A 13,974-nucleotide genomic window follows, 5' to 3' on the forward strand; every position below is an offset into this window, starting at 1 on the left:
ATAACCAGACGATAAAAAATCGCCTTCCGAATGGGAGGCGATTTTTTATCGTCTGGTTATTACTGGGCAACTGGCAACATACCATGAGATATGGTCATGCCCAGGAAGAGGACTATTACCAGCCCAAAGTATAAGAAGCCCATCAGAATACGGGAGCTAAGTGGAACGTCATAGTACGCTTTTGTCTGCGCGTTTTGTGAACTAACACCACGCGTCCACAACTGCATCGCGGCCATAACGACAAAGAGCATGAGCCAGGGATAGAAATTTCCACTCAGCCACTGCCAGATCTGATACCCCAGCAAGAGGATAAAGCCAATGATCCAGATGCGGCGATCGATGGCGGCCAGGACGCGCCCACCATCAAAGGGCACGATAGGAATAAGATTAAACAGGTTTATAAAGAAACCAAAGTAGGCCAGGGATCCCCAGATCGCGCCGAAATGCTGTTGGACCATTAATAGACAGAAACTGGCAGCCAGTGCACCGGCGATCGGGCCAGCGATACCAACCTCGGCTTCATCTTTGGCGTTTTGCGGCATGCGTCGCATCGTCACAGCGGCCCCAAACAGCGGCACAAAAATCATGCCACCCATCGGGATTCCCTTCAACCGCATGACCAGGGCATGCCCCATTTCATGAATGAAGAGCATTACTACCAGGCCGATAGCAAAGGGCCAGCCAAACAACAGCGAATAGACAAAAACAGAGGCCAGCGCAGAAAAGCCGAATAAGCCAAACTTGAGCAGCCAGCCAAATTTTAGCAATAAGCCACCCAGCGCCACTAACAATCCACCCAGGCCCGCAGCCCCTTTCTTACGGGCGCCACTCTGGGCCGTGCCGGCCTGCTCCTGCTGGGCAGCATAGTGCTCTATGCTCTGTGGACCACGATATTCCGGCACTGGCTCCCCATAGTGAGGCTGATACGATGGCTGTTCTGTATAAGGATTGTAAGTCTGCTGTTGATAATTTGGATAGTTTTCAGCATAAGGATCTGGCGGCGAGCCCGCATATGGATCACGCCATGGGTCAGGCTGAGCAGAAAAGGATGTTGGCTGCTCAGAGGGAGCATGGTAGTACTCCGGGTGAGCATAATCTATTTCTTGAGCACTCCCATTGTTATCACGATATGTAGAATAATCCTCGGGATTGCTGTTATACACAATTATGCCTCATTTCTGGGTATATAAAAAATGGTGTTGTGCATAAGTTTACCATATAAGTATAAACAGTGAAATTGTCTGCCCTATTCCAAACTATCACCGTGATACCCGTATATCCAGAATTATTGCTCATTTCCCCTGGAAATCTACTCGTATGATCCATTTTCTAGAAGTAAAAAGAAAAGACGGTACAGCGAGGGCAGATTTGCCCTCGCTGTCACTTTTAACTACCCATAATACCCGGGAAGATGGTGGTAACGAGGAGCATGGCAACCAGGATCGTGACCAGGATCACGGTACCCCAGGAAATGATATTGAAGACAAGGCCATTGACATGTCGTCCCATCAGACGGCGATTGTTGACCAGCAGAATAATAAAGATCAGCAAAATGGGTACCATGGCCGCGTTCAGACTCTGCAGAATAACCAATACCTGGATAATAGGGAGGCCAGGGATCAAGGTAATCAAGACACTGAGGATAATCAGGCCGGTAAAGATGCTCTGAAATACCGGGGCTTCGCTGAAACTGCGCGAAACGCCACGCTCAAAACCAAAGGCTTCACAAATGCCGTATGCGGTAGATAAAGGCAGGACCGCTGCCGCCAGGAGAGAAGCCCCAAAGAGGCCTATGCCGAACAGAATTGAAGAGAAACCACCCGCCAGTTTATCCAATGCCATTGCAGCATCCAGAGGCGTCTCGACAGGATGATTGGGGTAGAGGGCGGCACCAGTAGTGATAACGACAAATCCAGCAATCAAGACCGCGAAGATAGTTCCACTATAGACATCCAGTTTTTCATAGGTATATTCACTGGCGGGAATGCCTTTATCTGCCACTGAGGACTGCACAAAGAATTGCATATATGGGCTAATCGTTGTGCCAACCAGGGCCACGGCAGCCAGTATATAAGCATTACTAGCAGTAAGGTGGGCAATATTATACTATGACCTACGGCACCCCAGTTTGGATGTGAAGCAAAGGCTGCCGGTATATAAGCCAGGAAGCCCAGTGACATAAATAAAAAGATCTTCTCCACGCGGCGATAGGACCCTTTGATGACTAACCACCACACGGCGATACCACATGCTGGAACAACGACATAAACCCAGGGAGTATGCACGTTGTTCGCAAAAACCTGTACACTGGCAGCAATACCTAGAAATTCAGAGATAGTCACCCCTGTATTGGCTACCAGTAAGGCCAGCATCGCCACCACTGTCCAGCGTACACCAAATTCCTCACGAATAAGGTCAGCCAGGCCTTTGCCGGTGACAACACCCATACGAGCGCACATCTCTTGCACAATAGCCAGGCAGAAACCCGCTACCACCAATGCCCAGAGCAAATTGTATTGGTAAGTTGCCCCTGAGGTAGAAAAAGTCGCGATACCACCAGCATCATTACCAGCATTAGCGGCAATCAGTCCAGGGCCAAGGATCGCAAATAGTTTTAAAACCGGGGATGAACGGCTGAGACGAAAACGAGACCGCCGACGAGTTCTACGCTCGGCGCGGTCCTTCTGAGGTTTTTGTGCTTTCTGGCGTGTTGTATCCATAGGGTGCACACACTGGGTGGTGGCATATATGGTCGATGCCCACCTACCCACCCTTTCGTCCGTGTTATTTCCTGGCCTGATCATATCATCCTCAACTTGAGGTGACAAGTAAAAACCTGAGTATAATCAGGCCTTCCTCTGAGGAGGATACGGATGTGCACCCTGAAAAAGATACTTTATTGGGGAACAATCGTCCCTTCTAAATAGCGTCGAAGCAAATTGAGAGACGTCAGAACGGCGTGACGTTTATTGTCCGCCCTACCACCGCGCCAACCCGGTCCCATACCCGTCACGGTCCCCTCAGGTCCTTCTATGGCAATATGCACGGTACCCACAGGTTTATCTTCTTGCTTATCAGGTCCAGCCACGCCGGTTACCCCGATGCCGAAGTCTGTGCCTAAACGCTCGCGCACCGCATGGGCCATCGCACGGGCGGTCTCCTCGCTGATCACTCCATAGCGGTCCACGATCTCCTGTGGCACCCCCATCTGTACTTTGAGGTCGGTACTATAGGTGACGATGCCACCAATAAAGTGCTTGGAACTGCTGTGGAAATCGGTAATCGTGCTGGCAAGCATGCCGCCGGTCAGGGATTCCATTACACCCAGCGTTTGCTGGCGGGCCTGTAATGCCTTACCAATTACGCTGGCCAGGGTATCGCCTTCAATGCCAAAGACGTGGTCACCCAGGAGGGCACGCGCCTTCTCTTCCATCTCCGCAACCAGCTGTAACGCATCTTCGGTCCGTTCAGCCTTGGCAGTGATGCGCACATCTACCGCGTCTATTTTGGCATAGGTGGCAATAGTTGGATTGGTGGAACGCAACAGAGGGGTTAATAGCTCTTCAGTAGCAGATTCGCCCAACCCATACACACGCAAAAGGCGCGTAAAGATTAAGCCACCGGTATATTTTGCCAGCCTGGGTACAACTTCTTCTTCCCACATGCGATACATTTCGCGCGGCACCCCGGGCATCGCCACCAGAATATGGCCATCCTTCTCAACCCACCAGCCTGGCGCCGTTCCAACCGGATTGGGAATGCTCTGGGCCGAAGGTATCAGGGTAGCCTGCTTTAAATTTCGTTCGGGCATCGGACCTGAATGGCTAAAGCGAGCGCGTAGTTGCGCTTGCAGCTCGGGATCCAACGTCATTTTTTCTCCCAGAAGTTCTCCGATCGACTCGCGAGTCAGATCATCTTCAGTCGGTCCCAAACCACCCGTCATAATAATAAGGTCAGAACGTTGCCATGCCTGGCGCAATAAATCAACCACCCGTCCCTGATTATCACCAACCTGTGAAACATTATAGAGATCAATACCCTGTGCTGCCAGGCTCTGAGCCAGATAGGTAGCATTGGTATCAGTAATGTGGCCTAACAGCAATTCAGTACCACATGATAAAATCTCTGCACGCATGCATCCTCCTGCTTTTGAGGCAATCATAGCCTTTTTCGATAGTACCCAAACTGCTAGATCTTGCTAACTGTTACAGGTAGTCTTATAATATCATACTGTGTCGTGTATCAACATATTGTGCTATACACAACCAGTCAATCAATATGTTGTGTCTGAAGGCTTGTTTTTGGCCACATTTGCGAGTATACTGAGTGCGGTAGACAAAAAACACAAAAAATCCATGCCAATGATTGGCAATGAATGCTTTTTCACTCCATACAATAAAAAAGAAGAAACTAAAAGAGGAGTAGTTCAGGATGCTAGAGCAAGAAGCCCGCTCAGTCGAAAATAGTGGTGATACAGGTAGCCCCACAACGACCCAACTGGAAGGAATTCGCCAGAAAGTATTTATGGATCGCTATTCCCTGAAAGATCCAGATGGCAATGCCCTGGAGTTTTATCCAGAGCAACTCTGGCAGCGTGTGGCACGCGGTATTGCAGCAGTTGAACAAACCGACGAGAAACGTGCTGAGTGGGAAAAACTTTTCTATGAAGCCCTGACCAATTTTCAGTTTGTACCCGGCGGTCGTATTCTCGCCGGAGTTGGTACCGGACACCAGGTGACATACTATAATTGTTTCGTGATACCTAGCCCTGAAGATAGTCGCCAGGGAATTCTCGACAACCTCAAAGTCATGACCGAAATCATGGCCCGTGGCGGTGGCGTAGGTATCAACCTCTCAACCCTGCGTCCACGTGGCTCATACATCAAGACGGTCAACGGCACCGCCTCAGGCCCATGTTCCTGGGCCCAACTCTATTCCGTTGCCACCGGCGACGTCATCCAGCAAGGCGGTTGTTTCGGTCCCGCCGAACGTATCGCTACCGACCGTGGACTTATCCCTGCGGCAGAACTTGCTGATCGCCTGGATCGTAGTGAAGCGATTCAAGCACAGACACATAAGGGCTTTCGCCCGTTTACCTCTGTTTTCCGTAATGGCATCAAAGACCTGTATGAGGTCGAAACCAGTCGCGGCTATCGTGTGCGCGTAACCATGGATCACAAAATGGGTGTCCTGCGCAATGGCGAGGTGGTAACGATCCCCCTGCGCGAACTTGAAGAGGGCGACGAAATACTGCTCCTGGTTGGTGAAGGTACACACAATGAGATGCCCCTGCTACCATTAAATACCAGTGAGTATGTACGCTCTAAAATGAGCACGACCCTGAATGAAAAGGTCACATTGCCAACCCATATGACGCCAGAACTGGCTTACTTCCTGGGCTATGTTTACGGCGATGGCTATGTCATCCGTGGCAAAAAAGTCACCTGGGCCGATGATAAGGGTCTCTCTCTTGTGGTCGCCAACAACCAGCCAGAAGCGCAAGAGCGCCTGATTAGCACAATTAGAGATCTCTTTGCGCTTGAGCCTGTAGTGAGCCCGGGCGATGGTGCCTGTACAGTTATCAGGGTCTACTCACGTGTCCTGATCGAGTGGTTGAAAGAGAATGGCATACTGAAGCAGAAAGCTAATGCAGTACGTGTCCCTGAGGTGATTTTCCGCTCGCCTTCCAGTGTAGTGGGATCATTTATCGCTGGCTACTTCGAAGCCGATGGCTGCGATCGTGGACATAAGGGTGGCTATGGCATCGATAGCATCAGCCTGGACATGCTGAAAGACATGCAGTTGCTGCTCCTGGCTAATGGCATCGTGTCACATATCCACACCCAGGATCGCAGTGCCCAGGGCTGGCAAACTATCTATCGCCTGATCGTTACGGGAGCACAATTTAAAGCCAGATTCAGCACATTTGCGAAGAGCTTTAAAGATCAGCAACGCATTGGCTATCGTAGCCACCGCGTTAGCTATCCCATGGAAGCCTGGAAGCAACTGGCAATCCCTGGTCGCTACTATCAAGGGCTTTTCGATTCAACCAAAGAGCGTGTTTCACATTATGCCCTCACACGCGTGCGCGAGCGCGTTCAGGCCGCTGGCGGCGTCGAAATGGTTGAGCGCCTGGATGCATTGCTGGGTACCCTGCCCGATGCTATTGTCTCGATCACGCCACTGGGTCCTTCCGAGGTCTACGATTTTGAGGTAGACGAGGTCCATCTGCTGGCAGGTGGTGGACTCTATACCTCTAACTCTCGTCGGGAGCATTAATGCTTATGCTCGACGATACCCATCCTGATATCGAAGAGTTTATCACCGTGAAGCGTACGGCGGGCAAAATCGAGCACGCCAACCTGTCGGTGTGTATCTCTGACGCCTTTATGCAGGCCGTGAAAGATGATGCTGACTGGGACCTGATATGGCAGGGCGAAGTCAAAAAGACCATTCGCGCCCGTGGGCTCTGGGATCTCATCTGTACTTCCGCCTGGGAATCTGCTGAACCCGGCCTGGTGTTTATGGATCGCTACAACAAAGAGTCCAACACCTGGTACTACGAGAACATCCGCTGCGTAAATCCCTGTGTTACTGGTGATACGCTGATCTATACCGATAAAGGTCTTTTCCCCGCCAGTGAATTAGCCGAAATCGGCGCTCCCATCACGGTGGTCTCAACCAACGAGGACGGCGTAGCCCTGCGCCAGGCCAGCCACGTTTTCCCAACTGGCGTGAAGCCTGTGTATCGCTTGCAAACAAGCGAGGGATATACCATTCGCCTGACCAAAGATCATAAGGTCTTAACGGTAAATGGCTGGAAAGAGGCTGGCGAGCTAATTGCGGGTGATAAGATCAAGTTGCTCAACGGTGAGGGCCACTTTGGCACTACGGGCAGTCTAGATCTGGGACATGTACTGGGCTGGCTGGTTGGTGATGGCTATATCAACACCAAGCGTGAAGGCAGCGCAGTACTCTCTTTCTTTGGCAGTGAACAGTCCATTGCACCACGTTTTGCCGAAGCTGTTAATCGCCTGGTAAGTAGTCCGGAGGGTCAGCGCCAGTATAAAGTAGGCACATTGCAGATCGCGGAACGCGAAGAGACGCATGTTGAGTCAGTACGGCTCTTACGCATGGTCGATCCCGAGCTTCTGGTCAATAAATTACAGGTACCACCATCGGTCTTCCGTGGCTCTCATGAGATGCAGAAAGGCTTTTTGGCAGCGCTCTTTACAGCTGATGGATCCGTCCAGGGTAGCCTTGAAAAAGGGGTGTCCGTACGACTGACCTCTGTTAATCAAAATCTGTTGGAAGGCGTTCAACAACTGCTGCTCAACTTTGGCATTTACTCCCGCATCTACACAGAGCGTCGAGAAGCTGGCGAGAGAAATCTACCAGATGGAAAAGGTGGTTATTGCCAGAGCTATCACGACCTGGTCATTTCAAAAGGGAGCTTTGCGGCCTTCGCCCACCAGATTGGTTTCCTGACACAAGAAAAGCAGACGAAGCTTGAAACGCTGATCGCCGCTTACCAGCGTGGTCCATACAAAGAGAATTTTGTAGCCACCTTTGAAAGCCTGGTCGAAGATGGTGAAGAGACAGTATACGATCTCACAGAACCACAACAGGATCATTTATTCATAGCCAATGGCCTCGTCGTCCACAATTGCGGCGAACAGGGTCTGCCGCCATGGGGAGTTTGTAACCTGGGTGCGATCAATCTGTCGGCCTTCGTTACAGATGGGAAGATGGATTATGAGCGCCTGGCAAAAATCAGCAAGACTTCGATGCGCTTCCTGGACAATGTGGTAGATTCCACCGAGTACTTCATCAAGGAAAACGCCGAGGCACAACTGGGAACGCGCCGGACCGGTCTGGGTACAATGGGACTGGCCGATGCCCTGCTGAAGATGGGCGTGGCTTACGGCAGTGAAGAGTCGCTACCGATCATCGAGCGCATCTACACCACCATTCGCAATGCTTCGTATGAGGCCTCAAGCGATAATGCCGCCGAAAAAGGGGCCTTCCCCAAATTTGATCGCGACAAATATCTGCAAGGTAAGTTCATCAAGCGCTTGCCGAAAAACCTGCAGGAGAAGATTCGCAAACAGGGTATTCGTAACGCTGTTATCCTGACCCAGGCACCTACTGGTACCACCAGCCTGCTGGCTGGCGTCAGCTCTGGCATCGAGCCGGTCTACGACTTTGCGATGATCCGCCGCGACCGTACCGGTGAGCATATCCTGTACCATCCATTGCTGCAGGAGTGGCGCGAGAACCATCCCAATGAGCCAACCCCGGCCTACTTTGTCTCTTCAAAAGATCTCACTCCTGAAGAGCATGTACGCGTCCAGGGGATGATCCAGCGCTACACCGACTCCAGCATCAGTAAGACGGTGAATGCACCCAATAACCATACGGTTGAGCAGGTTCAGACACTCTATCGCCTGGCCTATGAGATGGGCTGTAAAGGTGTAACTTACTATCGCGATGGTTCGCGTGACGCCGTATTGACGCGCGTTGAGGATGAGCAGAAAGCCAAGCAGCCAGCAGTGCCTGAGGCAGCACAGACGCCTATGTTTGAGCCTGTGACATCGATCCACCAGGGCATCAAACAGCGTCCAGCGGTTGTCCAGGGCTATACCCGCCAGGTCAATGCGCCAGAGGGTAAAATCAATATCACCATCAACAGCGATGATCAGGGACCCTTCGAGGTCTTTGTCAACGTAGGTAAGGCTGGTAGCGATATTGCCGCTCTCTCCGAGGCTCTGGGTCGCTTGATCTCAATCAATCTACAGTTGCTCAGCCCGTTATCACAGACTGATCGTGCCCAGGAAATCACCAATCAGTTGCGTGGTATCGGTGGTAGCCGCTCGGTTGGCTTTGGTGCTCAACAGGTACGCTCGTTGCCAGACGCGGTTGCCCGCGCCCTGGAACTGCATCTGGATACCCTGCAGGAAGCGATCGACGCCGCTGAGAACCATACAGAGGTCAAAGCCAGCGCCGCCGTAGCCCCTCTGGCACCAGTCAATGGACACGCCCCTGAAGTGAACCTGAGCCAGCTCAAGGTCACTGGCAACCTGTGTCCTGAGTGCGGTTGCAATACCATGGTCTATGAGGAAGGCTGCCGCAAATGCTATAGCTGCGGCCATAGCGAGTGCTAAGATAACAAAACAATAAAAAAGGTGTGGGCGCTGACGCGTCCACACCTTTTTTGTTATTGCTTCAAGCCTGCGGCATAACTGATCCCCCCCCACAGGTGGGCCAGAAATAGTGGCTCAGAGAAACTTTCAGGGGTATGGCCCATCCCGGTATACCAGGAACGACCACCATCGAAATCATGATACCAGGCAATGGGATGATCCTGTCCCATCTCGCCTCCCTGATAGGTCGATTCATCCAGCGTCAACAATACGTGCACATGAGCACGTGGATTCTGGCGGAAGTTATACCATTCATCCGTACGCACCCACTGCGCAGGCAACATCGACGTTGAACTCGTATGGGCATCTTCCACATGCACTGTCGCCTGCGCAATCTTCGGATGGCTCTTGAAGTAAGCTCCCACCAGTTGCCCATACCAGGCCCAACTGTACTCCGTATCACTGGCAGAGTGTATTCCTACATAGCCACCACCAGCATGAATATAGCGCTCGAAGGCCGCTTTCTGGGCGTCATCGAGAATATTGCCTGTTGTACTCAGAAAGATAACAGCCTGGTAGCGGGCCAGATTTTCATCCGTAAAGACGGCTGAATCCTCAGATGCCTGCACTTCAACATGATGCTCGACACCAAGTTGCCGAATAGCAGCAATGCCATTCTCAATCGACGCATGACGATATCCAGTGGTCCTCGAAAAAATCAATAGCATTGTAGAGCCTCCATTGCTTCTTGACGACACTGTATGTTGTGCTGACCGATTGCTTTCAGACGAAAGACGGCGATTCCCAAAGAAAACAAACACGCCTACCACCAGCACACACGCCCCAACGCAGGTTACGAACAACAATTTCCTAGGCATGCGCCCCTCCTGAAATGTTTAGCCAAACAACACATTCCTCTCCATAGTCTACCATGCCCAATTATTTTCGCTCATCGCACCAATGGATAATCCAGGGCTGTTTACTTTCCCTTTTTGGCGCCTGCGGCGCCGAATTGAGAGTGTGGAGAGTGTGGTGGGTGGCGCGGCCACTCACCACACTCTCCACACCTGAAAGAAGGTATATCGTATCGCTTGCTCGTGATCTTCCTACGCTCTCTAGACGAACATGAAAAGCCCTGTGGACAAGCAGCATTTGCTTGCAAATCGGTAGCGCCACTGACCTCCCAGGAAAGGTCGATAGAGATACCAACCAACATTTCTTGACATAATTCATGCCACGAACGTATGCTATAAAAGCTCACTTCACTTTATGAAGTAAAGCAAATACGACAACAAAAATAAATGAAAGAAGGTTTTCTCTGATGAGTACAAGAGAGGCAAGTGTAACAAATATCAACTTCCACTTTGATCCATTGTGTCCATTAGCCTGGCGTACCGCGCTATGGGCACGGGAAACACGTCAGATACGCCCAATTCACATCACCTGGCGCCTCTTCAGCCTGGAAATTGTCAATCGGAAACCAGATGTACAACCCGATTATGTCAATGGCAATGGCTGGACAGCGCTGCGCACACTGGCATTAGCGCGCCGCTTACACGGCAATGAAAGCATAGAGAAACTGTATATCGAGCTTGGCAACGCTGCCCACGGGCGCAAAGAGGATATTCGGTCCCGCCAGATCGTTGAGGCGGCCGCCCAGGCTGCAGGGCTGGGAGCGGATTTCGTTGAGAAGGCCCTGGCCGATGCTTCGACCATCCAGGATGTCATCAATGATCATGAAGAGGCTGTTAAGCGCTATCATGCCTTTGGGGTACCTACCATTGCGCTTGAGGACTCGAATGTGGGCTACTACGGTCCGGTCATCCATAGTGTGCCAAAGGGCCAGGATGCGGGCGAGCTATGGGATCATTTTGTGTGGCTGCTCCACAATGACAACATCTATGAACTGAAACGTGACCGTGCTGGTGCGCCTCCATTTGGACCAGTATCAGCTTAAATGACAACGATACAATTGTGGAGATAGCGAGCTTGTTGCTATCTCCACAATTATGTTAGTATTTGTCCTGCTGGTCACAACTGCTAGGCATGCTTGTTAACAAAACGCTCAATGCGGACCAGAGCCTCTTCCAGTTGCTCATAGGCCGTACAGTATGCTGCGCGTACATAATTCTTGCCAGCTGCTCCAAATGAGCTACCAGGAACGACGGCAACCTCTTCTTCAAAGAGCAGTTTTTCCGCGAACTCCTCGTCGCTCATGCCTGTGTTACCGATATAGGGGAAGGCATAGAAGGCACCACGTGGCTCACAGGTGGGCAGGCCAATACGATTCAAACCTTCGACAAACATACGGCCACGACGCGCATAATCGGCATGCATACGCTCTACATCGGCTTCACCATGGCGCAGGGCCTGTAAAGCCGCTTCCTGCGCCGCCGTACCGGCACACATGATCGCATACTGGTGTACTTTGAGCATCGCGCCCAGGATATGGACCGGCGCCAGCACATAGCCCACACGCCAGCCAGTCATCGCGTAAGCTTTGGAAAAACCATCCAGGATAATGGTGCGCTCTTGCATTTGCGGCAGGGTCGCAATACTGACATGCTCGCTTCCATACACCAGACGACTATAAACCTCATCACTAACCACAATCAGATCGTGCTCGACCGCCAGTTTTGCAATCGCTTCCAATTCTTCACGTGGTATGACAGCACCCGTAGGATTATTGGGATTACCCAGCAGGATCATCTTGGTACGAGGAGTAATCGCGGCAGCGATCTCGGCGGCGCGTACGCCAAAATTATATTGTGCATAGGTCGGCACAGGTACGGGCACGCCACCAGCAAAAATGATATCTGCCTCATAGGCAACGTAACCAGGATCAGGTGAGATAACTTCATCGCCGGGGTCGATAATGGTACGCATGGCCAGGTCAACACCTTCGCTGACGCCGACAGTAACAAGAATCTGTGAAATAGGGTCGTACGTCAAACCATAGCGACTCTGAAACAGGCTGGCAATCTCTTCACGTAATTCAACGGTACCAGAATTCGAGGTATAGCGTGTGCGCCCCTGTTTGATAGACTCGATGCCAGCCTGGCGAATATGCTCGGGCGTCACAAAATCTGGCTCTCCTACACCTAACGAAATCACATCGGGCATCGTATTGATGATATCAAAAAATTTACGGATGCCGGAAGGTTTTACCTGCCGTACACGTTGAGATAAAACTTCCCGCTTGAGAGTATCCATAGTATATACTACCCCTTCTTTCGAGTAAAGAGCGTTGAAACATCCAATCAACAACCATACAAATCCTGGTAGGAGAATTTATGATAGTAGACTATATACATGCTCACCTACCACTACCCTCAACACTCCCCTCTTCATGGTAACATAACTCTGTGGATGAAACAATAATTTTCTCTGCCGTTGCAAGGCTTTTTAAGGTTCTTCTTTGGCGCCTGCGGCGCCGGGTTGGGAGAGTGGAGTGTGTTTGGTGGGCGGCTGCGGCCGCCCACCAAACACACTCCACAAAGGATGAGATTTTAAGAGAGCACATTCTGACACAACAGCGAAAACTCTTGCTTCTTACAATACGACTTATTTAGATGCCCAGGCCACGCAATCTCTCTATAATACCAGGAAGAGCTGTCAGAACGGTCTCGATTTCGTCTTCGGTATTGCGCTTGCCAAGGGTCAGGCGCAGGCTACCATGGGACCACTCGGGTGGGAAACCCATAGCGACCAGGACGTGGGAGGGGTCAACGGACCCGGATGTGCAGGCAGAGCCGGTTGAGGCCGCCACACCCAGCAGATCCAGGTTTAAGAGGATAGACTCGCCCTCAACACCTTCAAAAGCAAAGCTGGCACTATTAGGGAGTCGTTCGGTGGGATGACCGGTGAGTCGGCTACGAGGAATTTGCAATACGCCCTCGATTAAGCGGTCTCGCAATGCCTGAACACGTGGAGTGGTCTGGGAAAGTTCCGCATAAGCCAGCTCAAGCGCGGTCGCAGCCCCAACGATACTCGCTACATTCTCAGTACCAGCCCGACGACCACGTTCCTGAGAACCACCCTGTAGCTGCGGCAGGATGCGCATACCCTGGCGCACATATAAGATACCCAGACCCTTGGGGCCATAAAACTTATGGGCAGAGAGCGATAACATATCCGCCTTGAGCTCTAACACATCGATTGGCAATGCCCCTCCAGCCTGGACGGCGTCAACATGGAATGGGATCTTGCGGGCCCGGCAGATGCGTCCGATCTCTGCAATGGGCTCGATGGTGCCGACTTCATTGTTCGCATACATCACGGAGACAAGGATCGTCTGATCTGTAATCGAACGTGCCACATCATCAGGGTTGACCATGCCATACTCGTCCACAGGCAGATAGGTAGTAGAAAAACCAAAACGTTCTAGATACTGGCAGGTATGCAGGACAGCATGATGCTCGATCGGGGTAGTAATAATATGATTACCCTTTTTTTGTGCGGCAAATGCCATGCCTTTGATGGCCAGGTTATCACTTTCCGTTCCACAACCCACAAAGGCGATTTCTGAGGGGCGGGCATGTAAAATCTCAGCCACCTGTTCACGTGAATGATCAATTGCCTGCATCGCATGACGTCCAATTGTATAGATGCTACTGGCATTGCCATATTCGGTTGTGAAGTAGGGCAACATCGCATCGAGTACCCGCGGATCTAAGGCGGTGGTAGCCGCGTGATCGAGATAGATTGTGCGCTCTGACATGGTGTCTTTTTCCTGTTATCCAGTTGCTAGATGATGTGTTTTACACGTTTCTGCTTACTTTTAATAGCATATAAATTATACCACAGGGCTCAGGAAGCGGGCGCTGTAGGC

Annotated in this window: 10 protein-coding genes; 3 read left to right on the plus strand and 7 right to left on the minus strand. The window is 51.3% G+C overall.

Features of this window, described 5'->3' with window-relative positions; genetic code table 11:
- Positions 1-59 precede the first annotated feature (59 nt).
- The 4 genes from EL645_RS03885 to EL645_RS03895 all read right to left on the minus strand — a co-directional run bounded on the left by EL645_RS03885 (position 60) and on the right by EL645_RS03895 (position 4,135).
- Positions 60-1,163: a site-2 protease family protein gene (locus tag EL645_RS03885; protein WP_126548807.1), complete on the minus strand. Its 1,104-nt coding sequence runs from the start codon at positions 1,161-1,163 to the stop codon at positions 60-62.
- Positions 1,164-1,386: 223 nt separating this feature from the next.
- The gene (locus EL645_RS43885; protein ID WP_281276260.1) at positions 1,387-2,025 is read right to left on the minus strand and encodes an NRAMP family divalent metal transporter; all 639 of its coding nucleotides are present in this window, start codon (positions 2,023-2,025) and stop codon (positions 1,387-1,389) included.
- Complete coding sequence (locus EL645_RS43890) at positions 1,920-2,720, minus strand: Nramp family divalent metal transporter (protein ID WP_218031717.1); 801 nt, start codon at positions 2,718-2,720, stop codon at positions 1,920-1,922. The genes EL645_RS43885 and EL645_RS43890 overlap by 106 nt, the downstream gene beginning before the upstream one ends.
- 176 nt (positions 2,721-2,896) lie before the next feature.
- The gene (locus tag EL645_RS03895) at positions 2,897-4,135 is read right to left on the minus strand and encodes a competence/damage-inducible protein A (protein ID WP_161977088.1); all 1,239 of its coding nucleotides are present in this window, start codon (positions 4,133-4,135) and stop codon (positions 2,897-2,899) included.
- Positions 4,136-4,431: 296 nt separating this feature from the next.
- Between EL645_RS03895 and EL645_RS39040 the strand changes: the two genes are divergently transcribed.
- Positions 4,432-6,279 carry a ribonucleotide reductase N-terminal alpha domain-containing protein gene (locus tag EL645_RS39040; protein ID WP_161977089.1) on the plus strand — a complete coding sequence of 616 codons (1,848 nt, stop codon included), beginning with the start codon at positions 4,432-4,434 and terminating at the stop codon, positions 6,277-6,279.
- Positions 6,280-6,284: 5 nt separating this feature from the next.
- Positions 6,285-9,164: a ribonucleotide reductase barrel domain-containing protein gene (locus EL645_RS03905; protein WP_174845291.1), complete on the plus strand. Its 2,880-nt coding sequence runs from the start codon at positions 6,285-6,287 to the stop codon at positions 9,162-9,164.
- A 53-nt stretch (positions 9,165-9,217) separates the two neighbouring features.
- On the opposite strand, the gene EL645_RS03910 is transcribed toward EL645_RS03905, so the two are convergent.
- A complete protein-coding gene (locus tag EL645_RS03910) occupies positions 9,218-9,871 on the minus strand; it encodes a ThuA domain-containing protein (RefSeq protein WP_246035272.1) in 654 nt (217 codons plus the stop codon).
- Between the two features lie 593 nt (positions 9,872-10,464).
- Here EL645_RS03910 and EL645_RS03915 point away from each other — a divergent pair.
- Positions 10,465-11,100: a mycothiol-dependent nitroreductase Rv2466c family protein gene (locus EL645_RS03915; RefSeq protein ID WP_126548811.1), complete on the plus strand. Its 636-nt coding sequence runs from the start codon at positions 10,465-10,467 to the stop codon at positions 11,098-11,100.
- 83 nt (positions 11,101-11,183) lie between these two features.
- On the opposite strand, the gene EL645_RS03920 is transcribed toward EL645_RS03915, so the two are convergent.
- Together EL645_RS03920 and nifS are read right to left on the minus strand one after the other, a co-directional pair.
- Complete coding sequence (locus EL645_RS03920; RefSeq protein ID WP_126548812.1) at positions 11,184-12,356, minus strand: aminotransferase class I/II-fold pyridoxal phosphate-dependent enzyme; 1,173 nt, start codon at positions 12,354-12,356, stop codon at positions 11,184-11,186.
- Positions 12,357-12,711: 355 nt separating this feature from the next.
- Positions 12,712-13,863: a cysteine desulfurase NifS gene (nifS, locus tag EL645_RS03925; protein WP_126548813.1), complete on the minus strand. Its 1,152-nt coding sequence runs from the start codon at positions 13,861-13,863 to the stop codon at positions 12,712-12,714.
- Positions 13,864-13,974 lie beyond the last annotated feature (111 nt).

The organism is Dictyobacter kobayashii, from assembly GCF_003967555.1.
GTDB lineage: Bacteria > Chloroflexota > Ktedonobacteria > Ktedonobacterales > Ktedonobacteraceae > Dictyobacter > Dictyobacter kobayashii.

Coding starts and splice junctions, on each gene's coding strand:
- nifS (WP_126548813.1), bottom strand. CDS start 13,863: ATGTCAGAGCGCACAATCTATCTCGATCACGCGGCTACCACCGCCTTA.
- EL645_RS03915 (WP_126548811.1), top strand. CDS start 10,465: ATGAGTACAAGAGAGGCAAGTGTAACAAATATCAACTTCCACTTTGAT.
- EL645_RS43890 (WP_218031717.1), bottom strand. CDS start 2,720: ATGGATACAACACGCCAGAAAGCACAAAAACCTCAGAAGGACCGCGCC.
- EL645_RS03895 (WP_161977088.1), bottom strand. CDS start 4,135: ATGCGTGCAGAGATTTTATCATGTGGTACTGAATTGCTGTTAGGCCAC.
- EL645_RS03910 (WP_246035272.1), bottom strand. CDS start 9,871: ATGCTATTGATTTTTTCGAGGACCACTGGATATCGTCATGCGTCGATT.
- EL645_RS03905 (WP_174845291.1), top strand. CDS start 6,285: ATGCTCGACGATACCCATCCTGATATCGAAGAGTTTATCACCGTGAAG.
- EL645_RS03920 (WP_126548812.1), bottom strand. CDS start 12,356: ATGGATACTCTCAAGCGGGAAGTTTTATCTCAACGTGTACGGCAGGTA.
- EL645_RS39040 (WP_161977089.1), top strand. CDS start 4,432: ATGCTAGAGCAAGAAGCCCGCTCAGTCGAAAATAGTGGTGATACAGGT.
- EL645_RS43885 (WP_281276260.1), bottom strand. CDS start 2,025: ATGCAATTCTTTGTGCAGTCCTCAGTGGCAGATAAAGGCATTCCCGCC.